This window comes from Rhizobium sp. RAF56 (assembly GCF_052113965.1).
In the GTDB taxonomy this organism is placed as follows: domain Bacteria; phylum Pseudomonadota; class Alphaproteobacteria; order Rhizobiales; family Rhizobiaceae; genus Rhizobium.
In genome coordinates this window covers 13,288-35,644 of the sequence record NZ_JBFRDU010000026.1, presented here as the reverse complement: position 1 = coordinate 35,644, position 22,357 = coordinate 13,288, and the positions used below count along the sequence as shown (strand labels likewise).

The following is a 22,357-nucleotide window of genomic DNA, read 5'->3' as shown; positions in this document are numbered from 1 at the left end:
ACGCAATGGCACACGACATGCATGCTTTCGCCAATAGCGCCGAACTGGCGAACAGCCTCGCCGATAGGGTAGCCGGCGCGCTATCCGCGGCCATCAGCGCGCGCGGGGCAGCATCGATAGCCGTCTCGGGCGGTTCGACGCCAAAAGCCTTCTTCCAGGCGCTCGCCACGCGCGCGCTCGATTGGGAAAAGGTGACGATCACGCTCGTTGACGAGCGTTTCGTGCCCGCCGACAATCCGCGCTCCAACCATCTCTTGGTGTCGTCCAATCTTTTGACCGGCAAGGCGAGCGCCGCTCGCTTCCTGCCGCTCTATCAGGACGTGTCGTCCGTGGAGAAGGCGGCGGCGATCGCGACGGAAAACACCAGGACTGTCGGCTGTCCGTTCGACGTCGTCACCCTTGGCCTTGGCGGCGACGGTCACACCGCGTCCTTCTTTCCAGGCGGCAACAACCTCGCCGTCGCGCTTGACGAAAAGACGCCGCGCGGCGTCATCACCATGGAGGCAGAGGGTGCCGGCGAGCCGCGCCTGACCTTCACCTTCTCCAGCCTTCAGGATGCCCGATTGCTCGTTCTACATATCGAGGGCGAGAGCAAGAAAGACGTCCTTGCCACGGCGGAAGGCCCGGGCGATGAGGCTGAGATGCCGATCCGCTCGATATTGCGCCGCGCGGCCTCGCCGGTCGCCATCTATTGGGCGCCCTAACCCGCCTTGGGATCGCCACGATTTATAGACGCAAATAGATAAACAGGATCGATCATGTCCGCTGACGCACGCATTGCCGCGGTAACCGCGCGAATCGTCGAACGTTCAAAACCAACGCGCGAGCGCTATCTCGCGCGCCTGCGCTCCGCGGCTGCCAAGGGGGCGCATCGCAGCGTGCTCGGCTGCGCCAATCTGGCGCACGGCTTCGCCGTCTGTTCCCCCTCCGAGAAAGATGCGCTGGCGGGCGACCAGGTGCCGAACCTCGGCATCATCACCTCCTATAACGACATGCTGTCGGCGCATCAGCCGTTCGAGACCTATCCGGCAATCATCCGGGAAGCGGCCAAACAGGTGGGCGGCCTGGCACAGGTCGCCGGCGGCGTGCCGGCCATGTGCGACGGCGTCACGCAAGGCCAGCCGGGCATGGAGCTGTCGCTCTTTTCCCGCGACCTGATCGCCATGGCCGCCGGCGTCGGCCTCTCGCACAATATGTTCGATGCGGCCGTCTTTCTCGGCGTCTGCGACAAGATCGTCCCGGGCCTTGTGATCGCGGCGCTCTCCTTCGGTCATCTGCCGGCCATTTTCGTGCCGGCCGGGCCGATGACCACGGGCCTGCCGAACGACGAAAAGTCGCGGGTGCGCCAACTCTACGCGGAAGGCAAGGTCGGCCGCGCCGAACTGCTCGAGGCGGAATCGAAATCCTATCACGGCCCCGGCACCTGCACCTTCTACGGCACGGCGAACTCCAACCAGATGTTGATGGAGATCATGGGCTTCCACATGCCCGGCGCCTCCTTCATCAATCCGGGCACGCCGCTTCGCGAAGCCTTGACCCGCGAGGCCGCCAAGCGGGCGCTGGCGATCACCGCCATGGGCAACGAATTCACCCCCGCCGGCGAAATGATCGACGAGCGCTCGATCGTCAACGGCGTCGTCGGCCTGCATGCGACCGGGGGTTCGACGAACCACACGCTGCACCTGCTCGCCATGGCGCGGGCCGCCGGCATCGTGCTGACCTGGCAGGACATTTCCGAACTTTCGGATGCGGTGCCGCTCCTGGCGCGCGTCTATCCGAACGGCCTTGCCGACGTGAACCATTTCCATGCGGCAGGCGGCATGGGCTTCCTGATCAAGGAGCTTTTGAAGAAGGGCCTGCTGCACGGCGATGTCCGCACCGTCTACGGCCATGGCCTCGAAGCCTATTCGATCGACGTCAAGCTGGGCTCGGACGGCACGGTCGTTCGCGAACCGGCACCCGACAAGAGCCACGACCCGAAGGTGCTCTCGAGCATCGAAACGCCTTTCCAGGCGAATGGCGGCCTGAAGATGCTGCGCGGCAATATCGGCAAGGCGGTCATCAAGATCTCCGCCGTGAAGCCGGACCGCCATATCATCGAAGCCCCGGCCGTGATCTTCCACGACCAGGCCGAGATGCAGCAGGCTTTCAAGGACGGCAAGCTGAACCGGGATTTTGTCGCAGTCGTCCGCTTCCAGGGACCGAAGGCGAACGGCATGCCCGAGCTGCACAAGCTCACCCCTGCCCTCGGCGTTCTCCAGGATCGCGGCTTTCGCGTCGCACTCCTGACGGACGGCCGCATGTCGGGGGCCTCCGGCAAGGTACCGGCCGCGATCCACGTGACGCCGGAAGCCGTCGAGGGCGGCCCGATCGCCCGCATCCAGGAAGGAGACATGATCCGCCTCGACGCGGTTGCAGGCACGCTCGAAGTGCTTGTCGATGCTGCCGACATGGCCGAGCGCGAGCCGGTCAAGGTCGACCTCTCCGACAACGAATTCGGCATGGGTCGCGAACTCTTCGCTCCCTTCCGCCGTGCTGCCGGCCCCGCCGATCGCGGCGCGAGTGTCTTGTTCGGATAGACGGCGATGCCGCCAAGCGGCGGCGGATGCCCGCCGCCCTATAGACTAGGGGCGGGCGTTTCCGTGTAATGGAGTGGAGATCGACGGGCCCTCAGGCGCGGACGTCGAGCACGCGGTCACGATGGGCCGGGTGGGTGCTGTAGACGAAAATCTTGTCCAATTCCTTCTTCGTCACCAGGCGCAGGAAGCGCACTTCGACGGTATTGTTGGCAAAGACCTTCATCAGTATGCAGCCGATCTTGGTGATCCGGGCATCCGGAATATCGAGATAGAATTCGCGCGGAAGACTGTACTGCGTCAGAAGCGCGAGGACGGCGCTGCTTTGCGATATGCGGATGATGTCGCATCGGCGCGCGGCAAGGTTCATCACGCCCTTCTCGGTATATTCGAGACGAGCCGCATTCATCGTATCCTCCATGCGAAACCGCGCTTCGCGGTCATACATGAAGGACTCTTCTTTGTTTAGAAAATGCTCGGACGAGCGCCCCGACGTCTGCACTGCCACTTCCAATTTTCCTTTTGTTATCGGCAGTTAGCAGGCTAGCAGCGAAGGTTTAACGCATCGTTCTTAAGTAGCGTAAAGTCGCGCGGAAGGGCGCGCGACCAGTGGACAAACCGCCGATCACGACTTGCCATAGGTGCGGCCGTCGTCGCCGAAGAGATGCAGTTTTTGCCGGTCGGCCGCAAAGCGCATCTTCTGTCCCCGCTTGACGTCGAAAATGCCTGGCACCTTGACGATGATCGGCTCGCCGTCGACCAGCCCCTCGATATAGAGAAGCGTGACTTCGCCGAGCGCCTCGACGATCGATATTTCACCTTCGAAGAGATAGTCGTCGCCGGTGGCGATGCGAAGGTCCTCTGGCCGTACGCCGAAGCTTGCGGTCTTGCCCTTCTGCGATGCATCGGTCGGGATATCGAGCGTAACCGTCTTTCCGCCGGCCAGCGTGACCGCGGTCGTCTGGCCCGTCTCGTCGACGATGCAGGGGATGATGTTCATGGCCGGCGAACCGATGAATTTCGCCACGAACAGGTTGGCCGGGCGCTCATAGAGATCGAGCGGCGCGCCGACCTGTTCGACCCTGCCTGCCGAGAGCACGACAATGCGGTCGGCAAGCGTCATCGCCTCGACCTGGTCGTGGGTGACGTAGATCATCGTCGTGTCGGGCATGGAATCGTTCAGCCGCGCGATCTCGATGCGGGTTGCCACGCGCAGAGCCGCGTCGAGGTTGGACAACGGCTCGTCGAAGAGAAACACTTTCGGATTGCGGCAGATGGCGCGGCCGATGGCCACGCGTTGGCGTTGCCCGCCCGAAAGCGCCTTCGGCAGGCGCTCCAGATACTGGGTGAGTTGCAGGCTTGCGGCAGCGGCGCGCACGCGCCGCTCGATCTCTTCCTTCTTCTCCCCAGCGATGCGCATGCCGAAGGCCATATTGTCGTAGACCGTCATATGCGGGTAGAGCGCGTAGGACTGGAAGACCATCGCAATGCCACGCCGTGAGGGAGGCACCTCGTTGACCAGCCGCCCGTCGATCATCATGTCACCGCCGGTAATGCTCTCCAGCCCTGCGATCATTCGCAGAAGCGTCGACTTCCCGCAGCCCGAAGGGCCGACGAAGACGATGAATTCGCCTTGCTTGATATCGAGATCGATACCGTGCAGCACGTTCACCGATCCGTAGGATTTGCGGATATCCTTCAGAACAAGCCCAGTCATTTCACCCTCCCCTCAAATTTCAATCAAGTCGTGCGAAATAGGCGCCCCACGCGGGAACGTCGATCTTTCCGTCGTTGTGGTCGCTTTCGAAGCCGTGGCCGCCAAGCGCCCGCCAGTTGCCCTCGGGCAGCGTCGCCGTCGCCTTTGCGCCGCTCATGTTAAACACGCAAAGCACCGACTCGTTGTTCCAGTCTCGGCGATAGAAGAGCACATCGCCCTGCGGTTCGTAGAAGGCGATCGCTCCCTTTGCAAAGGCCGGATGCTCGCGGCGGAAGGCAAGGAAACGGCGGTAGTGCTCCAGGATGGACGTCTCGTCGCCCTGCTGCACGCTGACGGCGCGCAAGACGTGTTCGACGGGCACCGGCAGCCAGGGCTTGGCGGTCGAGAAGCCGCCCTGCGCCACCTGGCTGTCCCACACCATCGGCGTGCGGCAGCCGTCTCGGCCCTTGAATTCCGGCCAGAACTGGATGCCGTAAGGGTCCTGCAAATCCTCGAAGGCGAGATCGGCCTCGGTCAGGCCCAGCTCTTCGCCCTGGTATATGCAGACGGAGCCCCGCAGCGTCATCAGAAGGGCAGCATATTGCTTGGCAAAGGCGTCGCGGTCGGCGACCAGCGCTCCCCAGCGGCTGACATGACGCACCACGTCGTGGTTGGAAAAGGCCCAGCAGGCCCAGCCATCCGGTGCGGCGGCACTGAAATCATGCATCACCTCCTCGACGCGCTTCGGCGACAGCGGATCGGGGGCGAGAAATTCGAAGGCGTAGCACATGTGCATCTTGTCGCCGCCGGAGGTGTATTCGCCGACGATCTCCAAGCCGCGTTGGCTATCGCCCACCTCGCCGACGGCGGCGATCGCCGGAAAATCTTCCAATACCGCCCGGAAGCGCTTGAGAAACTCCAGGTTTTCCGGCCGGTTCTTGTCGTAAAGGTGTTCCTGAAAGTTATAGGGATTGACCGCCGGCGCGGTCGACGCATTGCGCCGCTCGGGCGCCAGCGCCGGATTGTCGCGCAGGAGCTTGTCGTGGAAGTAGAAGTTGATGGTGTCCAGGCGGAAGCCATCGACGCCGCGCTCCAGCCAGAAGCGGACGACATTCAACAGCCGGTCCTGAACTTCCATGTTGTGCAGGTTGAAATCCGGCTGCGAGGTCAGGAAGTTGTGCATGTAATACTGCATGCGCGTCGGATCCCACGCCCAGGCCGAGCCGCCGAAGATCGACAGCCAGTTGTTGGGCGGTGTGCCGTCCGGTTTCGCATCGGACCAGACATACCAGTCGGCCTTCGGATTGCTTCGGCTCGACCGGCTCTCGACGAACCAGGGATGCTTGTCCGAGCTGTGGGAGATGACGAGATCGATCATCACCTTGATGCCGAGCCGGTGAGCTTCGACGATCACCGCATCGAAGTCGGCAAGCGTGCCGAAGATCGGATCTACATCCTCGTAGTCCGACACGTCATAGCCGAAGTCGCGCATCGGCGAGGTGAAGAAGGGCGAGATCCATATCGCATCGGCACCGAGCGACGCGACGTGCGGCAGGCGGGCGACGATGCCCTTCAGGTCGCCGATGCCGTCGCCATTGGAGTCCTGGTAGGAGCGCGGATAGATCTGGTAGATCACCGCGCCGCGCCACCAGTCCTTATCCGGCGTGGATGTCGATTGCTGGGCCATGCTCATGCTCTTCAAGTCCTGTTTGAATGCGAATGGTTGTTCATCAACCGCCCTTGACCGAGCCGGACAGCAGCCCGCGAACGAGGTAGCGCTGCAGGGCGAAGAAGACGAGAAGCGGGACGATGATGGTGACGAAGGCGGATGCCGTAAGGATCTCCCAATTGCCGCCTCGCGACCCGAGCAGGGCGTTGAGTGCTGCCGTCAGCACCAGGTAGTCCTTGGTGGTGCCGAGGAAGACCATGGCGACGAGCAGGTCGTTCCAGACCCACAGGAACTGGAAGATCGCAAACGATGCCAGCGCCGGAAACGACAGCGGCAGGATGATCTTGACGAAGATGTCGAAGTCGCTTGCTCCGTCGACACGCGCGGATTCGATGATTTCACGCGGCAGACCGGCGATATAGGACCTCAGCAGGTAGATCGCGAGCGGCATGCCGAAGGCGGTGTGCGCCAGCCACACGCCGGGGTAGGTCTTCGAGGGGACGCCGAGTATCGAGCCGATTTCGTTGTAGAGCCTCAAAAGCGGGATCAGCGACATCTGCAGCGGCACGACGATCAAGCCGACTACGAGGGCGATCAGCACCGTCCGCCCGGGGAACTCCATCCAGGCCAGCGCATAGGCCGCAAACGCCGCGATCAGGATCGGGATGATGGTCGCGGGAATGGTGACCGTCAGCGAGTTGATGAAGGATTGGCCGATGCCTTCGCTTGCAAGAACGTTTCGGTAGTTCTGCAGGGTGAACTGCGCGGGGGTGGCAACGGAGAGATAGACACGCCGGCCACCGTCATCGGGGCTGAAGGCGGCGGTCTTCATGAAACGGTAGCTGCCGTCCTCGTTGACCTGCAGGCTCAAGCCGTCGCCGAGATCGGCGGTCTGACCGGCCTCGTAGGCGGCAGGTTGCTGCACGCGGGTACCGAAGGCGCGCACGGTCCCCTTGGAGCCCGCATCGCCGAAGACGGAGCCGGCGATCACGTAATTCGCTCCGTCCTGCTTTGCCGTGTCGGCAGCACCCATGCGCGCCGCGACGGTTTGCGTCGAGCCGGAGAAGGCGGTCCACCAGCCGGAGACGGTGATCTGGTCCTTGTCGCGCAAGGCGCTGACGAAAATGCCGAGCGTCGGGATCAGCCAGATGATGACGATCAAAAGGACGGTGGCGTGCACGAATAGGCGGGCCGGACCGATGCGGGAGAGGCTTTTTCCGAGCGTCATCTCAGTGTCCCTTCGTCTCGCGGTTGGCGCGGCGTACGTTCCAGACCATGATCGGCGTTACCGCGAGCATGATGATCAGCGCAATGACGGCGCTGCGGCCGGAATCACCCCCGCCCCGGAACATCCAGTTGAACATCAGGTTGGCGAGTACCATCGTGTCCCATTGACCGTTGGTCATGGTCAGCACGATGTCGAACACCTTCAGCACCAGGATGGTGATCGTCGTCCAGACAGTGGCGATCGTGCCCCAGACCTGCGGCACCATGATCTTCCAGAAGATCTGCCAGCCGTTGGCGCCGTCGATGACGGCGGCCTCGATCGTCTCTTCGGGAATGCCGCGCAGCGCTGCCGACAGGATCACCATGGCAAACCCGGTCTGGATCCAGATGAGGATGATCATCAGGAAGATATTGTTCCAGAAGGGCACCGATATCCACACCTGCGGCGTGCCGCCGAAGAGCTGCACGATGGCGTTCAGGAGGCCAATCTGCGTGTCGTTGCCGCCGCGATATTCGTAGATGAACTTCCAGATGACGGAAGCGCCGACGAAGGAGATCGCCATCGGCATGAAGACGATGCTTTTTGCGATATTGCCCCACCAGATGCGGTCGGTCATGACCGCGATGACGAGGCCGAAAAAGGTGCAGGCGGCCGGCACGACGGCGAGCCACAGGATATTGTTGAAGATGGACTGGCGGAATTCGCGGTCTCCGAGCGCCCATTGATAATTGGCGAGCCCGACGAACTGGTCACCGTTGCGATCCTTGAAGGACAGGATGAGGGTCGCGATGACGGGGTAGACGAGATAAATGAGCAGGAGGATCAGCGCGGGGGCAAGAAACAGCCACGGCCGGATCGTCGCCCGCCATTGCAGATTGACCGAAGCGGTATGAACGTCCCGGCCGCGGTCGGGAAAGATCATGTCGAGAAGCTTGTTCGAGAACACGAAATAGCCGGCGCAAACAAGCACACCGACGATGACCGCACCGAACGCCGAGAATATCTGCGATACCATCTGTCCCTCCCCTTAATTCTGGCTGCGACCCGCATCGAAGCGGGTTTGGCGCCGCGACCCGCGGTGCCGGAGGCATAGGGCGGCCAAGCCGCCATAAGGCTGACGATGAAAATCCGGGCGACGGCGAAGTCACCGTCACGCTCGCTCAACACCGAAGCCTGACCATGCCGCCGGACAAAGCCTGCGGCATGGATCGATATGGATGGTTACTTGATGCCGTCCCAGGCCTTCTGGATGTCGTCACCCGCCGCCTGCGCGCTCTTGCCGCCGACGAAGTCGACCATGCTCGTCCAGAAGGCGCCAGCGCCGATCTTGCCGGGCATCAGGTCGGATCCGTCGAAGCGGAAGGTGGTTGCCGAGGTCAGAACCTCGCCTTCCTTACGCAGTGTATCGTTGCCGTAAGCGGCCGTGTTGACACCCTTGAACGGGGTCAGGAAGCCGGACTGAGCCATCCACACTTCCTGAGCGATCGGCGTCTGAAGGAAGGCGACGAAAGCGCGAGCGGCCTTGCTGTCCTTCGTAATCGCCGCCAGCGTGCCGGCGCCGAGAACGGGCTTGCCGAGGTCCGCATGCGAAGCAAAGGGCGGGAAGTAGAAGAAGTCGGCATCCTGGCCGAGCTTCGTGCCCTCAGGGAAGAAGGACGGGATGAACGAGGCCTGCTTGTGCATGTAGCACTTCGGCGGCACCGCAAAGAGACCCTTCGGGCTGTCGCGGAAGTCGGTCGCCGAAACGGCGGCGACACCACCGTCCACATATTTGGGGTTCTTGGCGATCTGGCCGAACGTCTCGATCGCGGCAACCACCTTCGGATCGTTGAACTTCAACTCGTTGGTCGTCCACTTGTCGTAGTCCTGGGGCGACTGGGTGCGCAGCATGATGTCTTCGATCCAGTCGGTCGCCGGCCAGCCGGTCGCACCGCCCGAGCCGAGCCCGATGCACCATGGCACGCCGCCGTCCTTGACGATCTGGTCGGAGAGCGCAATCAGCTCTTCCATGGTGGTCGGCACCTTGTAGCCGGCCTCCTTGAAGTTTTCCGGGACGAACCAGACGAGCGACTTCAGGTCAGCCTTGTAGGGGAAGGCATAGAAAGCTTCCTTGCCGTCCTTGCCCTTGTAGGTGCCGTAGCCGACCCAGCTGTCGCCGGCGCCGTAATTGGTCTTGACCCAGGAGGCGAGATCATCGCCGAGGGGCGTCAGGAAGCCTTGGCTGGCGAGGTTGGCGAGGAGGCCCGGCTGCGGCAGAATGGCAACGTTCGGCGGCGAGCCCGCCTGCGTGTCGATGACGATCTGCTGCTCGTAGTTTTCCGACGACGAGTATTTCACGTTCACGCCGGTCGCTTCGATGAAGTAGGCGAGAACCGTGTCGAAGAGCTTCTCGTCTTCGCCGCGCCAGGGACCGAAGATGGTCAGCGTTTCGCCCTTGATGTCGCCGTGCGCCGCCTTGAAATCGTCGAGGCTCTTCCAGTTGAACCGGGCGTCCTGGCCAGGCGCGAACTTCAGGTCCGCGGCCGTTGCCGCGCCCGCAAACAGCGCCACTGCCGCGACGCCCATCATGAACAGCTTCTTCATTATGCCGACCTCCCATGTTGGTCCGAGGCTTCAGCCTCCGAAATGAACCTAAAGCACGCAACTCCTCAAAGCGCTTTGGCTACTTAATTCATCCCTTCTGGGTGCCCCAGAGTCAAGCTCTTTTGTAAATTTCGTCCAAGAATCCGCCATTTACGCCGCAGTGCAGCATAGTTTGGCAAGCGCGAGAGAACGATTTTTCTTGTGTCATTCCATCCTAATGCACAATAATTAAAGCGCTTTGGATGCCGCAAGGGCGCAGCAAGGGACAACGGCGCGTGAATCTGAAACAGCTATCGCAACTGTTGGGTCTGTCACAGACGACGGTCAGCCGTGCCCTGAACGGCTATCCCGAGGTCAACAGGGAGACGCGAGAGCGGGTGCTGCAAGCCGTGCGCGAGACAGGCTATCGCCCGAACAAGGCGGCCCAGCGGCTTGCCACCGGCAAAGCCGGCTCGATCGGTCTTGTCATGCCGACAGCCTCCGGTCACCCATCCGACGTCCATTTCGGCGAATTCCTGGCAGGCCTCGGCGATGAGGCCGTGCGGCACGACTTTCATTTCGTGATGACGCCGGCAGATCCGGAAGACGAAGTGGGCGCGCTGAAGCGCCTCGCCGTCAGCGGCAATGTCGACGCACTGTTCCTTTCCTATATGCGGGGTCATGACCCACGGCTGGAAATGCTGAAATCGCTGTCGATCCCCTTCATCGTCCACGGGCGTTCGTTCGGCACCGAGCCGGACTATCCCTATCTCGACATCGACAACGAAGGCGCCTTCTATGACGCCACCAAACTGCTGCTGCAACTCGGCCACACGCGTTTTGCGCTGATGAACGGGCCGGAGCCCCTGGATTTTGCCATCCGCCGCAAGAACGGCGTTGCGGCCGCGCTTGCCGAACGCGGATTGTCGCTGAGCCAGCGCTGCGTCAGCAATTCGATGATGACCGACGAAGAGGGAACGCTTGCGATGGAGCGTTTTCTCGACATTCCCGATCGTCCGACCGCGATCCTCTGCTCAAGCACCGTGCTCGCGCTCGGCGCCATCCGCGCCACGAGCCAGGCGGGGTTGCGGCTCGGCGAGGATATCTCGCTGATTGCCCATGACGACGTGCTGCCACTACTGAAGCCGGAAAATTTTTCGGTGCCGCTGACGACGACGCGCTCGTCGCTGCGCGCCGCCGGCGTGCGCATTGCGCAGCGCCTGATCAGCAACGTCAAGAATGTAGGCGCTTATCCGCAACAGGAGTTGTGGAAAGCCGAGTTGATCGTGCGCGCCTCGACCGGTGCGGCACCTGGGTGATGCTCTAAAATTTCGTGTTCTTCGACAATTGCCATTCGCCGGTCTCATCCACCTCGACGCGCTTGTTGCCACGGTAGAAGATTGGCAATCCGGTCTTCTTGTCCATCGAGAAGCGGCTGGGCACAAACTTCTCGTGCTCGTGGCCTTCGACGGCGAGACCGAGCGCTTCCCTGAATTTACCCGCCTTGCACAAATTGGCGAAAAGTGTCTGATCCATAATGTGCTCCACTGTCCCTAGGCGTTCCACGGCCACGTCCCATGGCCAATTCCACCGCCAATTCCATGGATTGCGTGGCAGCGCAAGGCGATTGGGTCAATCCAAATCCGGCGGCCACGGCATCCACGAAAATCAGAAGCGTGGCGCGACCTTGCCGGCCGCGCGATAGGCGGCGATCACCGTATTGGCCATCAGCATGGCGATGGTCATGGGGCCGACGCCGCCGGGTACAGGACTGATGACCGAGGCAACCTTGGCGCATTCGGCAAAGGCGACATCGCCGACCAGGCGCGTCCTCCCCTCGCCGCGCTCCGGCGCCGGAATGCGGTTGATGCCGACGTCGATTACCGTCGCGCCGGGTTTTACCCAATTGGCCTTGACCATCTCCGGCCGGCCGACGGCGGCAACCAGAATGTCGGCGTTGCGGCAGACGGACGGCAGATCCTTCGTGCGCGAATGGGCAATGGTAACGGTGGCATTGGCGTTGAGCAGAAGCTGCGCCATTGGTTTGCCGAAGAGGTTGGAACGGCCGACGACGACGGCGTTGAGGCCGGAGAGATCGTCACCATGCGTTTGCCGCACGAAGAGCATCGCGCCGGCCGGCGTGCACGAGATCAGGCCGGTCTCGAGATCGCCGGTGGCAAGCTTGCCGGCATTGGCGATGTGCAGCCCATCGACGTCCTTTTCCGGCAGGATGGACTGGATGATGGGATCGGATTTCAGATGCTTCGGCAGAGGCAGCTGCACCAGGATACCGTTGACGGACGGGTCTTCGTTGAGCGCGCGCACGAGCGAGGCAAGTTCTTCCTGCGTGGTTTCGACAGAAAGCGTATGCTGGATCGAATTGAAGCCGCATTCCTTGGCCATCCGGCTTTTCGCGCCGACATAGGTGTGGCTTGCCGGGTCGTCGCCGACGATGACCACCGCCAGACCCGTCTTTTTTCCGGTCTCGGCTTCCAGCCCCGCCGCCGCCGCCTTTACGGCCTCGATGACCGAGGCCGCTACCTGCTTGCCGTCGATAATGGTCGTCACGCGCATCTCCTCGATCGAATTCGCGCCAGCCTATAGCCAGGCTCCGGGTCCGGTTTGCCTGCCAACGCCCTATCATATCTAAATGCGGTAATTGCAAGCGCAATTCAGCGGGACGGCACCCCGCGCCGGGCGCGCTGGCTGGCATAGGCCTCGAGCTTTGCCCTGAGTTTTGTCATGTCATGCCGCACCAGGGCGAGGTCCTGCCCACTCTGCCCAATATCCGCAACCGTGCGATTTTCAGGCTCGATGTGAGCCGCGGAAATAGGCGCGAGCGGCATCTCGTCCGCTGCAATTTCCAGCGGTTCGACACGCGCTTCCGGCGCCGCTTCCTGACGGCCAACAGCAACTTCCGCAACGGCGTTTCCGCCGCGAGGCGTGCCTCGGCGCCGGGCATAGCCGACCACACAGAGCGCCGAAACGCCGAACCCTAAGAGAAACCCGGCCGCTTCCAGGGGCAGCAGCCCGCTATCGACGACAGCCATGCCGACGGCAGGGGTGACGACGGACAGCGGCTCGCCACCGCCCACCGGCTTGGCCGTCCGAGCGGTCGACGCCTCGTATGCGGCGCGCGTCGTTTCGACGTCGCTCTGCAACTGGCCGAGGCGCGCCAGGTCGATCCCGGCAGATTGCTTGCCGAGCGCCGCCATGCGATCCGAGAGGCGCTTCTCCTCAGTGACGGCGGCGGCAAGTTCCGCGTCCGCGGCCGTCGCCAGCCGCCGCAACTCCGCCCGCATGCTGGCCGTCAAACCGTCGACCGCAGCTTTCTGTGCGATCAAACGCGGATGACGCGGCCCGAGGTTTACGGACAGCTGCGACAGCGCGGCTTGGGCCGCGACATAGCGTTGCCGCAGGTCGTCGAGCGCCGGCGAAGACGACGCGCCGTCGAAAGAGCCGTCGATGAGGTCACCGAGCCGCGTCGATTGTGTCGCCGCCACTTTTTCCCTCGCCGTCGCGACCGCCTGGCGCGTGGCGGCGATTTCAGCGTCGATGTTCTTTCGCTGCCGCTGCAGATCGGTCGCGGCCTTTATGCGCTCCGCGCCGTTTTCGCGGGTAAAGACGTCGAGTGCGGCCGTCGCGCGGTCGAGAGCAGCGCCGGCGGCCTTGGTCCCGGTGCTTTCGGCGCCTTCGGCAATCATGGCATCGTATACGGCTGCGTCGGCAAGCAGGTTGGCGATGCGCGCCGATTTTTCACCGCTGCCGGTCGTCACCGATAGACGCAAGGCGCCAGCGCCAGCGTCGGCGTCAACCGAAACAGCGTCGCTGAGCGCCGCCTGCGCCCGGGAAGGCGCGTCCGACGCGCCCTCATTGCCGAACAGGAGTTCGCTCGCGACCGTCCATACACCGGTATTTTTGCTGGTAAACTCCGGATCGTGATCGAGCTTCAGCTTGGCAACGGCCTGCGTGAGAGAATGCGGCGAGCCGATCCGTTTGGCGATCGCATCGAGCCAACCCGAGGGAATATCCGCCCGCGCCTGCAATCGTGCTTCGGCGGCAAACCGCGGCGACCCGTCAAGGACAAGTGCCGGCGCTGCCGCGCCGAGGATTGCTGCGCAAGCAACGAAAGCGATCGCGGCCCGACCAAAAATTCGCCGAGGCTGAAGCTCGGGCTGCGGGAGTTCGAAGGAAGGAACCTCCGCGAGCGGGGCGCCGATTGGAACAAGCGCGTCTTCCTCCTCGCGTTCGAGTGCCGCCGGAGTCGGAACGCCGGTGGCCTGTTCCACGGCGGCGGGCAATCGCGCGGGCATGCCCAGACCACCGCTCTCGGCGTCCGCCGATAGTTCCTCGAGGCTCTGATCGTGATTGAGGATGCCGCGGATCTTGTCGGCAAGGGTCTCGTCTCCAGGACGGGCGGCAGACCCACCGCCTGAAACCGGAAAGGGATCGCCGTCGAGCGCGCGGCGGATGATGTCGAGCAGCGCCGCCTCTCCGCGCGGCTCGGCGTTTGCCGCAGCCGGGTAGCCGCGTTCCTGATATGCAGGAAGACCGGCGCCTTCCTCGGGCACGGGCCTGCTGGCGAAAATTCCGCCTGGCACGGTTCGTGCGGTCGCGCTTCTCGTTGGCATCGCAGCTTATCTCATCCCATGTCCGGTCATCTCCCGCCGGCGCGGTCCGGATGATTAAGCCACTCTAAAATTATAGGGCAAACAAAGTATTAACGCTCAGCGCATCCGACGGCGCCGGGAAGCGCCGAACTTGCGGCGAAGTCGGTAACGCACGACCTGGTGGAAGAAAAGCGGCCCACCGAGAAGATAGCGCCGCCAAAGACGACGGGGCTCCTGTACCATCCGGAATGTCCATTCGAGCCTCAGGGCACGCACAAGGCGCGGGGCGCGCGGCACCCGCTCCGATACGAAATCGAACAGTGCGCCAACCGTTAGAACGAGGCGCGCGTGCTCGGGCCTGATATGAGCGGCCACCCATTTTTCCTGGAGCGGCGTTCCCATGCCCACGATGAGCACGTCGAGTTCCTGCCGCAACGCCTCCTCGGCGACCGCATCACTGCGCCCCTGACCGAGATATCCGTCGGAAATCACGATGAAGTCGTGCCAGGGCGCATGCCGGCGAAAATTTTCCGCCGCGCGCGCGACGACCGCGCCAGTTCCGCCGATGAGCCCGACCCGCATCGGCTGATCCATGTAGGTCAGGAGTGCTGGAACGAAATCGGTGCCGTTGAGATTGGCGGGAAACGATACGCCGTGCGCGACGCGCGAGGCGATGTCGAGGCCGATGCCGTCCGGCAGGACGAGATTGCGGGCAAGGATCTCGCGATAGTTGGCATCGCGCTGCTGGACGAGCAGATTGTGGGCGTTGACGAAGGAAATGACCGTCTGTCCGCTCGGCCGCAACGCCAGCTCGTTGACAGAGCGCAGCGCCTCTTCCCAATCGAAATCACAGACGGGCACATCGAGGATCATACGCCGCGGGGCGAAAACCGCGAAATTCGCGACAATATTCACACGCACCTCCTGCCGAAGACGCGTTCACGCATCTACGCCGGCAAACCCAACCCATGCCCGATTTCCCGCCTAGCACGGATGTGCGGCGGTATCGCGAAACGCCGCGCTAGCGCCCCGCCCAATCCGGGCCGGCGCGACATGCCCGACACCCGAAGCATAGCTGCCCGCCTTAAATCTTATATTAGTAAAACAGCATGCAATTGCGTTGATGAATCAAGGAGTTGTTAAGCATCTCGGCCTCGGCACAACAAACGGCGTACACAGGGCGGACGACCGTCAGACTGCTGACAAACTCTGACGGCTTACCGGGACTGCGCCCCTATCCGCCGTCACCCCGGACTCGATCGCTCAAGGCCGGGATGACGGAGAGAACGAACAGCGCTCGCAAAAACACTGCTTTGTCAGCAAACAAACGGCCGGCCGCAGGGCGGACGGCCGGTTTTGAAGCTTCGCAGTCGTATGGCTGGCTATTCGGCGGCCTTCAGCACCGCGCCCGGTGGCGGTTCCATGCCTTCGACGATCGGTCGCGGTTTGAGGTTCTTCTTCACCGGCGCCGATTGATTGGCGCTGAGCTCGTCCTTCGAAAGATAGCCGAGTTGCTCCACGAGAACGTTGGCGATGAACTCGCCGCCGAGACGCTCGTTGAGGCCTTTTTTTATGTCTGCGCGAAAGGCGGCAAGATCGAAGCGGTCGGTATGCGCGAGATCGACCACCTTGTTGCCGACGAGGAGCGTGTAGAGCTCGTCGGTCGCAAGTTCCGTCAGCGGCAGTCCCGGCTCTTTCGGCTGCTCCTTGCCCATCATGTAGGAGATTTTCGTGACGAAGTATCCGCCGATGCCGCCCTTGTCGATGACGGGAATGCTGACCGTTTCGCCCGCGACATATTCCTGCTGTTTCTTGTCTGCATTCGGATCAACGGCCGGCGCAGTCGCCATCTGCACCGAGAAATACACCGATGCCAGCGTGATGGCGCAAACCCACAGGCCGGTGAGGACAAGCTTGACCATCAAGCCTCACGGATCATGAATTGTTCCTGGGAATAGGTGCCGTCCGCGTCGGCGTCCTGGGCGGCGTTCTTCAGGATCTCGGCGACGGCGCGAACCGCCTCCAGGTGCGCCTCGACGCGTCGGGCGTTGAGTGCAAGCTTTTTCTTCAAGCCGTGCAGCTGGTTCATGTGGCTCGACGCGAGCTGTTCCGGATCCGTATCGCGAAACAGCGAAGACAGTTCGTAGAGGCAGCGGCTCTTATGCGCGTTCGAAACCTTGAGGTCGAATTCCGGGTCGCGGCCGATCCGGTCGTTCTCATTGTCTATGATCAGTTCCAGACGTCCCAGAACCGACTTGATGCGGTAGTCGCTCGACATGACTTCCATATCCATGTGCTCAAGCCTCCTTCGTCGTTACGTTGCCCTGGGATGTTGCTGACGTCGTTGCGTCATCGGCGGATGCTGGGGCGAGCGATTTGCGCTCGAATTCGGTAATCATGCTCAAAGCCATCTTGCGATCGTTTTCGTCCGTCTTGGCATTCGCGACACCATTGCCGCGCACCTTCTGGAGTTGGTCCTGGTACATTTTTTCTGCGATGCCGACGCCGCCGCTCTTGGACATTTCGCCGCTGATCTGGTCAGCCATCATGCCCTTCCAGATCTCCCCGGCGGCGCCCTTGCCGTAGAAGGTTTCGCTCTTCGGCATCATGTTCTGCAGGAAGTTCTGCAACACCATCGCCTCGAACTTCTGATAGACCTCCGGCACTTTGTCGGTCTTCGTCGTGCGCTCGCTGGTGTTGGCGAGACCCGCTTGCGAGCTCGTGCTCGTGCGCTTGAGCACGTCCACCGCGGCATCAAAGCCGTTGCCGTTTTCGGCGAGGCTATTGGCGGCAAACGCTGCCCTGTTGGCGAGAAGCTTCGCCTGGGCCGCCTGAACATCGGCCGGGTCGGCGGCCTTTACAACATCCAGGACCAAATCACTTGGGGGTGAAATAGCCACGTCACGTTTCCTTTCATTGAAATCGCGACGATTATGGTTTTTGAACCTTGCTGGAGGCTGGCGTGCCGCTTGCGAACTTCTGATCGACGATATCGTAGATCGCCTCGTCGTCGGCCTCGCGGTCTTCCGCTTCTCTTGCTTCTTTCATATGCTCTTCCAGGCGGTCGGCTTTCGTGCGCTCCTTCAGCACCTGCGTTTCGAGCAGGTTCTGCATGCCGGCAAGCTGATTGTCCCTGATGGTCAGGCGCCCGTAACGATCGCCGTAGTGCTTTGAAAACGCCTGGTGCAGCGGATCCACCGAGCCGATCGCGTCCATGACCCGCTCCATCGATTGCTGCACGTCGTTGCGCACCCGCGTCGTATCGGCGAGTTCGTTTTCCGTCATGCGCTCGAGGTGACGCTGCACGGCGACCAGACGCTTGAGCTTTTCAGAGCGGGTCCTTTCGACCATTGCGGATTCTCCATGGCCTCGGTCCTAATGACCGTTGTAAACGCTGAGAAATGCATCGGCGAACTGGGTCAAAAGCCTCGCGATCGCCAGGTAGAACATGAACAGCCCCCCCATCAGCAGGTAGGGGGTCGATACGAAATAGACCGGGATCTGCGGGGCGAGCTTGTTGATGAAGCCGATCGAAACCTGGAACAGCAGGCCATAAAGCAGAAAAGGGCTCGCAAGCCGCAGCATGATGTAGGTGGTCGTCTGCAGCGTGTCGGTAAAGGAAATCAACGTTGCCCGCATTTCCAGGTGGCCGCCGAGCGGAATTGACGAATAGGAATCGACGAGCGCGCGGAAGACGTAGTGGTGGAAGTCCAGCATGAAAAGAATCATCAGGCCGCAAAATCCGATCAGCGAAATCAGCGACGACTCGCTGGTATCCTCGATGATGTCCATGCCGCCCGGCGCGCTGAAACCGATCGACATCGAGATGATCGTGCCGGCAAATTGCAGGCCGATCGTGTAAAGCCGCGCCATCATGCCGTACATCGCGCCGATCAGCGATTCGCTGAAGACGAGCGAGAGATAGGCGCCCGGCGCGGCCGACGACGCCTTGGGATAGATGACGTCCCAAAGGACCGGAAGCACGGCCATCGACAACGCCACGGCGACGAGAATGCGGACCTGCTGGGGAACGCGGCCCGATGAAAACCCTGGAAGAACCATCACGCAGGCGCCAATCCGGCAGAATGCGAGAAACAAGGCAAGGATGGTCCCCTGAGGGTCTGTGATCATGAAATGGAGCCCAGAATCTTGATCTCGATTCCTTTGGCCAGCTCCACATGCGAAAGAACGGGTAGCGTCGAAAACAGGCGCTCGATGATCATGCGCACATAGGAGCGTGTTTCCGGCGAGGTAACAAGTACGAAAGGCAGGCCGCGATCCATGAATTCACGGATTTCTCGCGTCGCCTCCTCACTGAACTCCTCGAGCGTTCTCGGATCGATGTCGAACTCGACGACTTCGCCCTTGGCATCGCGCTTCAATGCCTGATGGAAGGCAAGGTCCCACTTGCTGCCCAACCTGAGAACGCGCAGCACCCCATTGTCGGCGAGGTCGCCGCAGAGCTGCTGGGCCATGCGGACGCGGACGTGCTCGACGATCTGCTCGGTCTTGCGCACGTGCGGGGCGAGCTCGGCCACTGCTTCCAGAATGAGATGGAGGTTGCGGATCGAAACGCGCTCGGCCAGCAGCAGCTTGAGCACCGCCTGCAGACCGGAATAGGACATATGCGAGGTGCAGATCTCGTCCGCGAGCTTTTTGTATTCCGGATCGAGGCGCTCGATGAGGACCTTCACGTCCTTGTAGGACAGGAGGGCGGGCAGGTTGTTGCGAATGACCTCGCTCATATGCGTGAGCACGACGGAGACGTTGTCGATCGGCTGGAAGCCTTCGCGCTTCAGGTCTTCGGTGAACTGCTCCAGCACCGAAACCGCCGGCATGCCGAACGCGGGCTCCCTGATCTCGTCGCTCGGAACGCTCGGCTTGCGCCCCGAGCCGGTGACGACCAGGACTTCGCCGACGCGCAGCATGTTCGAGGCGATCGTCGTTCCGTGTATGCGGATCTGATAGGCCTTGTCGGCAATGGCGATGTCGTCGGTCACCTTGATCTCGGGGACTACGAAACCATACTGCGTGGCGAACTTCTTGCGCATCTTGCCGACGCGGAAAGCCAATTCCTGGTGGGCACCGAGCAGCCGCGTCGAGACGATCTTGCCAAGTGCGAGCTCGATTTCCGCGGTCTTCAGAACCGACTTGACCGAATCCTTCTCCTGCTCCTTCGATTGCACCGCCTTCTTTTCCTCCGCGTCGCGACGCAGCTGGTTCTCGGCCTCGACCTGGCGCGGAATGAACCACGCTCCCGCGGCCATCAGGCCACCGAGGAACGTGAAGGGAATGAAGGGCAGGCCCGGCATGACGGCAAGAAGGCCCATCAGCAACGCCGCGACCGCAAGCGCACGCGGATATCCGCTGAGCTGGCCGATGACGGCCTGGTCTGTCGAGCCCGACGTGCCGCCGCGCGAAACGAGGAGGCCCGCGGCAAGCGAGATGATGAGCGCCGGCATCTGCGAGACGAGGCCGTCGCCGACCGACAGCTTGACGAAGACGTCGGCCGCTTCGCCGATCGGCATGCCGTGCCGGAAATAGCCGATGATAATCCCGCCGAAGACGTTGATCGCGGTGATCAGCAGGCCGGCCACGGCGTCGCCGCGCACGAACTTCGAGGCACCGTCCATGGCGCCGAAGAAGGAGCTCTCCTCCTCCAGCTCTCGACGCCGCCGCTGCGCTTCCTTTTCGTCGATCAATCCCGCCGACAGATCGGCGTCGATCGCCATCTGCTTGCCGGGAATGGCATCGAGCGTGAAGCGGGCGCCGACTTCCGCGATACGCGTCGCGCCCTTGGTGATAACGATGAAGTTGATGGTGATCAGGATCATGAAGACGATCAGACCGATCACGAAATCGCCGGACATGACGAGGCTGGCGAAGCCGGCGATCACGCCGCCGGCGGCGTTATGTCCCTCGTTGCCGTGAGAGAGGATGACGCGGGTCGTCGCAATGTTCAGCGACAGGCGCGCCATCGTGGCGATCAGAAGGATGGTCGGGAAGGACGAGAATTCCAGCGGCTTCTTGATCCACAGCGCCACCATCAGGATCAGCACCGACAGTGCGATCGAGAAGGCCAGACCCATGTCGATAAGAAAGGGCGGGATAGGCAGGAACAGCACGCACAGGATGACGACAATGCCGAGCGCAAAGCCGATATCGCTTATATTTGGAGCGGCTTTGGGAAGGGGAATTGCAGGTGGCTGCGCCATAAGTCCGGTTCCGTCTCTTCATGAGAAGGGGCTGGCGGCGACGCCACCTGCCTATTTCATTCGACTTTTAAGCGGTGAAGCTTGCGCGAGGATGGCCGCCGGGGTGCCGGGCGCTCGTCTAGAACCCCGACTGGATGCGGGAAAAGACGAGCGTGCTGAAGATGGATATCTGCGAGCCGACCAGCGGTGCACTGAGCCCGACTGCCACGAGCACCGCGACGATCTTTGGCACGAAGGTCAAAGTCGCTTCCTGGATTTGCGTGAGCGCCTGGATGAGAGCGATCACAAGGCCGACGACCATGGCCGAGAGAACCGCCGGCCCCGAGGCGACGAGCACGGTCCAGATGGCGGCCTGAAAGATATCCAATGCGTCGGCTTCATTCATGGCCGCACTCCCGAAGCGGCATTTGCGTCATGCAATGCCATTGTCTGTTTCGTCGCGCCGCATCCGATACGGCGAAGCACTGCCGCTCGAATCAGCCGCGGCAGTTCTTCACTCCTATCACAGGGACAGGCTTGCGCTAGGCGCCGGAAGAAGTGTCGCTGTCCGAACCGGTGCTGCTCGTGCCGGTAACGGTCGTATCGATCTTCGTGCCGGCCGGGGCAATCGTGACGCCCGGCTGGATCAGCAGCTTCTTGCCCTCGTTTGTGACCGCGATGATGCCGTCTGAATAAACGCTGACTTCCTTGATCGTCCCGGTGACGGTGCCGTCGGCGCTGGCGATTTCCTTGCCGATGTAGTCGGCCGCCTGGGAAAGCATCTGGTTCTGCAGCACGGTTTCCAGATGCGAGTTCGTCTGCACCTGCTGTTCGACCTGCGAGAAGCTTGCGAGCTGCGAGATCTGCTCGCTGGCGTCCATCGGATCCGTCGGATCCTGCGTCTTCATCTGCGTGATCAAGAGCTTCAGGAAGTCGTTGTAGTTCAGCGATGCGCTCGCCGCGGCACTTGCCGCGGTCGACCCGCTGGCACCGCTCGCAGAACTCAGGGCGCTGACCGGATCTACCGCCATGGTGCGATTTCCCTGCGAATCTGCTCGACGGTTGCCGGCGACATTTCGACCGAGTTGAGGATGCTATCCTCGATCGCATAGAGCCCGCGGATTGCCTTCAGCGCGTCGAAAGCCCGTCCGGAGGACACCATGCCGTCGATGCGCTTCAGTTCGGCGAGCACCTCGTCGTTCTTGAAGCAATTGAGCAGCATGATGATCGACTTGCGGAACATCGTCGTCGATTGTTCCTTGCCTTCCGGATTGATCAGGATCATCTGCGCGATGAAGTAGAGCTGACGCAGCGGCGTCGTCGCATCCTCCGGCTGGAGAACGTGGTTTTCGAGCAGAAAGGTGACGTCGTTCAGAAACTCCAACGCGACCTTGCGGTCCACGCGCAGCACGGCCCCGTTTATAAAGATCTTTTCTCCGGCTTTAAGCGATATGCGAAGGGTACTTTTCATTTAAGTCCATCCCTGATGATGGTTGTGACGTCGATGATGCCTTGATAGTTGCTGGACTGCCGTTTTCGGATGAGATCGCATTCCTTCAAAATCCAGATCGCGATTGAAATCAGATTGGCACGCAACTCGATGTCAAGCTGGTTCTCCGGGCTCTTCAGGTCTTCAACGAAGCTGACCCAAACCCGCCTTGTATAAAAGAGGGCTTCGATTGCCTCTTTTGAGTATTTCTCCACGTCGCGCGCCGCAGCCAGGAGAGAAATCGATCGGTCAAGGACCTGGCGCTCCCGTTCTTTTGCGTCCGCGACGGAGTCTTGCATGACCTCCGCGTACGAGAACTGATACATTCATGCA

The 22,357-nt window shown here is 61.8% G+C and carries 23 protein-coding genes; 3 read left to right on the top strand and 20 right to left on the bottom strand.

Annotation, left to right across the window (positions count from 1 at the left end; translation table 11 throughout):
• The first annotated feature begins 5 nt into the window (after positions 1-5).
• A complete protein-coding gene (gene pgl, locus AB4048_RS20565; RefSeq protein ID WP_442203845.1) occupies positions 6-704 on the top strand; it encodes a 6-phosphogluconolactonase in 699 nt (232 codons plus the stop codon).
• A gap of 54 nt (positions 705-758) precedes the next feature.
• The gene (gene edd, locus AB4048_RS20560; RefSeq protein WP_442203844.1) at positions 759-2,579 is read left to right on the top strand and encodes a phosphogluconate dehydratase; all 1,821 of its coding nucleotides are present in this window, start codon (positions 759-761) and stop codon (positions 2,577-2,579) included.
• Between the two features lie 91 nt (positions 2,580-2,670).
• Here edd and AB4048_RS20555 read toward each other — a convergent pair whose 3' ends face one another.
• The 6 genes from AB4048_RS20555 to AB4048_RS20530 form a co-directional block, all read right to left on the bottom strand.
• Positions 2,671-3,024 carry a hypothetical protein gene (locus AB4048_RS20555; RefSeq protein WP_442203843.1) on the bottom strand — a complete coding sequence of 118 codons (354 nt, stop codon included), beginning with the start codon at positions 3,022-3,024 and terminating at the stop codon, positions 2,671-2,673.
• A gap of 177 nt (positions 3,025-3,201) precedes the next feature.
• On the bottom strand, positions 3,202-4,293 hold the full coding sequence (locus AB4048_RS20550) for an ABC transporter ATP-binding protein (protein WP_442203842.1): 1,092 nt from the start codon (positions 4,291-4,293) through the stop codon (positions 3,202-3,204).
• Between the two features lie 19 nt (positions 4,294-4,312).
• On the bottom strand, positions 4,313-5,965 hold the full coding sequence (gene bglA / locus AB4048_RS20545) for a beta-galactosidase BglA (RefSeq protein WP_442203841.1): 1,653 nt from the start codon (positions 5,963-5,965) through the stop codon (positions 4,313-4,315).
• A gap of 37 nt (positions 5,966-6,002) precedes the next feature.
• A complete protein-coding gene (locus AB4048_RS20540; RefSeq protein ID WP_442203840.1) occupies positions 6,003-7,169 on the bottom strand; it encodes a carbohydrate ABC transporter permease in 1,167 nt (388 codons plus the stop codon).
• Position 7,170: 1 nt separating this feature from the next.
• On the bottom strand, positions 7,171-8,184 hold the full coding sequence (locus AB4048_RS20535) for a carbohydrate ABC transporter permease (protein WP_442203839.1): 1,014 nt from the start codon (positions 8,182-8,184) through the stop codon (positions 7,171-7,173).
• Positions 8,185-8,390: 206 nt separating this feature from the next.
• Positions 8,391-9,752, bottom strand: a complete 1,362-nt coding sequence (locus AB4048_RS20530; protein WP_442203838.1) for an ABC transporter substrate-binding protein — start codon at positions 9,750-9,752, stop codon at positions 8,391-8,393.
• A gap of 275 nt (positions 9,753-10,027) precedes the next feature.
• Between AB4048_RS20530 and AB4048_RS20525 the strand changes: the two genes are divergently transcribed.
• On the top strand, positions 10,028-11,050 hold the full coding sequence (locus tag AB4048_RS20525; RefSeq protein WP_442203837.1) for a substrate-binding domain-containing protein: 1,023 nt from the start codon (positions 10,028-10,030) through the stop codon (positions 11,048-11,050).
• A gap of 4 nt (positions 11,051-11,054) precedes the next feature.
• On the opposite strand, the gene AB4048_RS20520 is transcribed toward AB4048_RS20525, so the two are convergent.
• From AB4048_RS20520 to flaF, 14 genes are all read right to left on the bottom strand, one after another.
• Entirely contained in the window at positions 11,055-11,267 is a 213-nt protein-coding gene (locus AB4048_RS20520; protein ID WP_442203836.1) for a hypothetical protein, read from the bottom strand.
• 132 nt (positions 11,268-11,399) lie between these two features.
• Entirely contained in the window at positions 11,400-12,299 is a 900-nt protein-coding gene (folD, locus tag AB4048_RS20515) for a bifunctional methylenetetrahydrofolate dehydrogenase/methenyltetrahydrofolate cyclohydrolase FolD (RefSeq protein ID WP_442203835.1), read from the bottom strand.
• Between the two features lie 104 nt (positions 12,300-12,403).
• Positions 12,404-14,362, bottom strand: a complete 1,959-nt coding sequence (locus AB4048_RS20510; protein ID WP_442203834.1) for a hypothetical protein — start codon at positions 14,360-14,362, stop codon at positions 12,404-12,406.
• A 96-nt stretch (positions 14,363-14,458) separates the two neighbouring features.
• Positions 14,459-15,256 carry a WecB/TagA/CpsF family glycosyltransferase gene (locus AB4048_RS20505; protein ID WP_442203833.1) on the bottom strand — a complete coding sequence of 266 codons (798 nt, stop codon included), beginning with the start codon at positions 15,254-15,256 and terminating at the stop codon, positions 14,459-14,461.
• 467 nt (positions 15,257-15,723) lie between these two features.
• The gene (locus AB4048_RS20500; RefSeq protein ID WP_442203832.1) at positions 15,724-16,263 is read right to left on the bottom strand and encodes a hypothetical protein; all 540 of its coding nucleotides are present in this window, start codon (positions 16,261-16,263) and stop codon (positions 15,724-15,726) included.
• The gene (locus tag AB4048_RS20495; protein ID WP_442203867.1) at positions 16,263-16,628 is read right to left on the bottom strand and encodes a hypothetical protein; all 366 of its coding nucleotides are present in this window, start codon (positions 16,626-16,628) and stop codon (positions 16,263-16,265) included. Before AB4048_RS20495 ends, AB4048_RS20500 begins: the two co-directional genes overlap by 1 nt.
• A 10-nt stretch (positions 16,629-16,638) precedes the next feature.
• Positions 16,639-17,241 carry a rod-binding protein gene (locus tag AB4048_RS20490; RefSeq protein WP_442203831.1) on the bottom strand — a complete coding sequence of 201 codons (603 nt, stop codon included), beginning with the start codon at positions 17,239-17,241 and terminating at the stop codon, positions 16,639-16,641.
• Positions 17,242-17,272: 31 nt separating this feature from the next.
• Positions 17,273-17,692, bottom strand: a complete 420-nt coding sequence (locus AB4048_RS20485; protein ID WP_442203830.1) for a hypothetical protein — start codon at positions 17,690-17,692, stop codon at positions 17,273-17,275.
• A gap of 24 nt (positions 17,693-17,716) precedes the next feature.
• Positions 17,717-18,472 (bottom strand): flagellar biosynthetic protein FliR, encoded by a 756-nt coding sequence (fliR, locus tag AB4048_RS20480; protein WP_442203829.1) that lies wholly within the window; start codon positions 18,470-18,472, stop codon positions 17,717-17,719.
• Positions 18,469-20,556 (bottom strand): flagellar biosynthesis protein FlhA, encoded by a 2,088-nt coding sequence (gene flhA / locus AB4048_RS20475; RefSeq protein WP_442203828.1) that lies wholly within the window; start codon positions 20,554-20,556, stop codon positions 18,469-18,471. The genes fliR and flhA overlap by 4 nt, the downstream gene beginning before the upstream one ends.
• Positions 20,557-20,674: 118 nt before the next feature.
• A complete protein-coding gene (gene fliQ / locus AB4048_RS20470; protein ID WP_442203827.1) occupies positions 20,675-20,941 on the bottom strand; it encodes a flagellar biosynthesis protein FliQ in 267 nt (88 codons plus the stop codon).
• 136 nt (positions 20,942-21,077) lie between these two features.
• A complete protein-coding gene (gene flgD / locus AB4048_RS20465) occupies positions 21,078-21,566 on the bottom strand; it encodes a flagellar hook assembly protein FlgD (protein ID WP_442203826.1) in 489 nt (162 codons plus the stop codon).
• Complete coding sequence (gene flbT, locus AB4048_RS20460; protein WP_442203825.1) at positions 21,557-22,006, bottom strand: flagellar biosynthesis repressor FlbT; 450 nt, start codon at positions 22,004-22,006, stop codon at positions 21,557-21,559. Before flbT ends, flgD begins: the two co-directional genes overlap by 10 nt.
• Positions 22,003-22,350, bottom strand: a complete 348-nt coding sequence (gene flaF, locus AB4048_RS20455; protein WP_442203824.1) for a flagellar biosynthesis regulator FlaF — start codon at positions 22,348-22,350, stop codon at positions 22,003-22,005. Before flaF ends, flbT begins: the two co-directional genes overlap by 4 nt.
• Positions 22,351-22,357: the final 7 nt, after the last annotated feature.

Bases quoted from the DNA above. Each gene is read 5' to 3' on its own strand.
- flbT (WP_442203825.1), bottom strand. From the start codon at position 22,006: ATGAAAAGTACCCTTCGCATATCGCTTAAAGCCGGAGAAAAGATCTTT.
- AB4048_RS20540 (WP_442203840.1), bottom strand. From the start codon at position 7,169: ATGACGCTCGGAAAAAGCCTCTCCCGCATCGGTCCGGCCCGCCTATTC.
- pgl (WP_442203845.1), top strand. From the start codon at position 6: ATGGCACACGACATGCATGCTTTCGCCAATAGCGCCGAACTGGCGAAC.
- flhA (WP_442203828.1), bottom strand. From the start codon at position 20,556: ATGGCGCAGCCACCTGCAATTCCCCTTCCCAAAGCCGCTCCAAATATA.
- flaF (WP_442203824.1), bottom strand. From the start codon at position 22,350: ATGTATCAGTTCTCGTACGCGGAGGTCATGCAAGACTCCGTCGCGGAC.
- bglA (WP_442203841.1), bottom strand. From the start codon at position 5,965: ATGAGCATGGCCCAGCAATCGACATCCACGCCGGATAAGGACTGGTGG.
- AB4048_RS20550 (WP_442203842.1), bottom strand. From the start codon at position 4,293: ATGACTGGGCTTGTTCTGAAGGATATCCGCAAATCCTACGGATCGGTG.
- fliQ (WP_442203827.1), bottom strand. From the start codon at position 20,941: ATGAATGAAGCCGACGCATTGGATATCTTTCAGGCCGCCATCTGGACC.
- AB4048_RS20555 (WP_442203843.1), bottom strand. From the start codon at position 3,024: ATGTATGACCGCGAAGCGCGGTTTCGCATGGAGGATACGATGAATGCG.
- AB4048_RS20500 (WP_442203832.1), bottom strand. From the start codon at position 16,263: ATGGTCAAGCTTGTCCTCACCGGCCTGTGGGTTTGCGCCATCACGCTG.
- AB4048_RS20530 (WP_442203838.1), bottom strand. From the start codon at position 9,752: ATGAAGAAGCTGTTCATGATGGGCGTCGCGGCAGTGGCGCTGTTTGCG.
- AB4048_RS20535 (WP_442203839.1), bottom strand. From the start codon at position 8,184: ATGGTATCGCAGATATTCTCGGCGTTCGGTGCGGTCATCGTCGGTGTG.
- AB4048_RS20520 (WP_442203836.1), bottom strand. From the start codon at position 11,267: ATGGATCAGACACTTTTCGCCAATTTGTGCAAGGCGGGTAAATTCAGG.
- flgD (WP_442203826.1), bottom strand. From the start codon at position 21,566: ATGGCGGTAGATCCGGTCAGCGCCCTGAGTTCTGCGAGCGGTGCCAGC.
- fliR (WP_442203829.1), bottom strand. From the start codon at position 18,472: ATGATCACAGACCCTCAGGGGACCATCCTTGCCTTGTTTCTCGCATTC.
- AB4048_RS20495 (WP_442203867.1), bottom strand. From the start codon at position 16,628: ATGGAAGTCATGTCGAGCGACTACCGCATCAAGTCGGTTCTGGGACGT.
- AB4048_RS20510 (WP_442203834.1), bottom strand. From the start codon at position 14,362: ATGCCAACGAGAAGCGCGACCGCACGAACCGTGCCAGGCGGAATTTTC.
- edd (WP_442203844.1), top strand. From the start codon at position 759: ATGTCCGCTGACGCACGCATTGCCGCGGTAACCGCGCGAATCGTCGAA.
- AB4048_RS20485 (WP_442203830.1), bottom strand. From the start codon at position 17,692: ATGGTCGAAAGGACCCGCTCTGAAAAGCTCAAGCGTCTGGTCGCCGTG.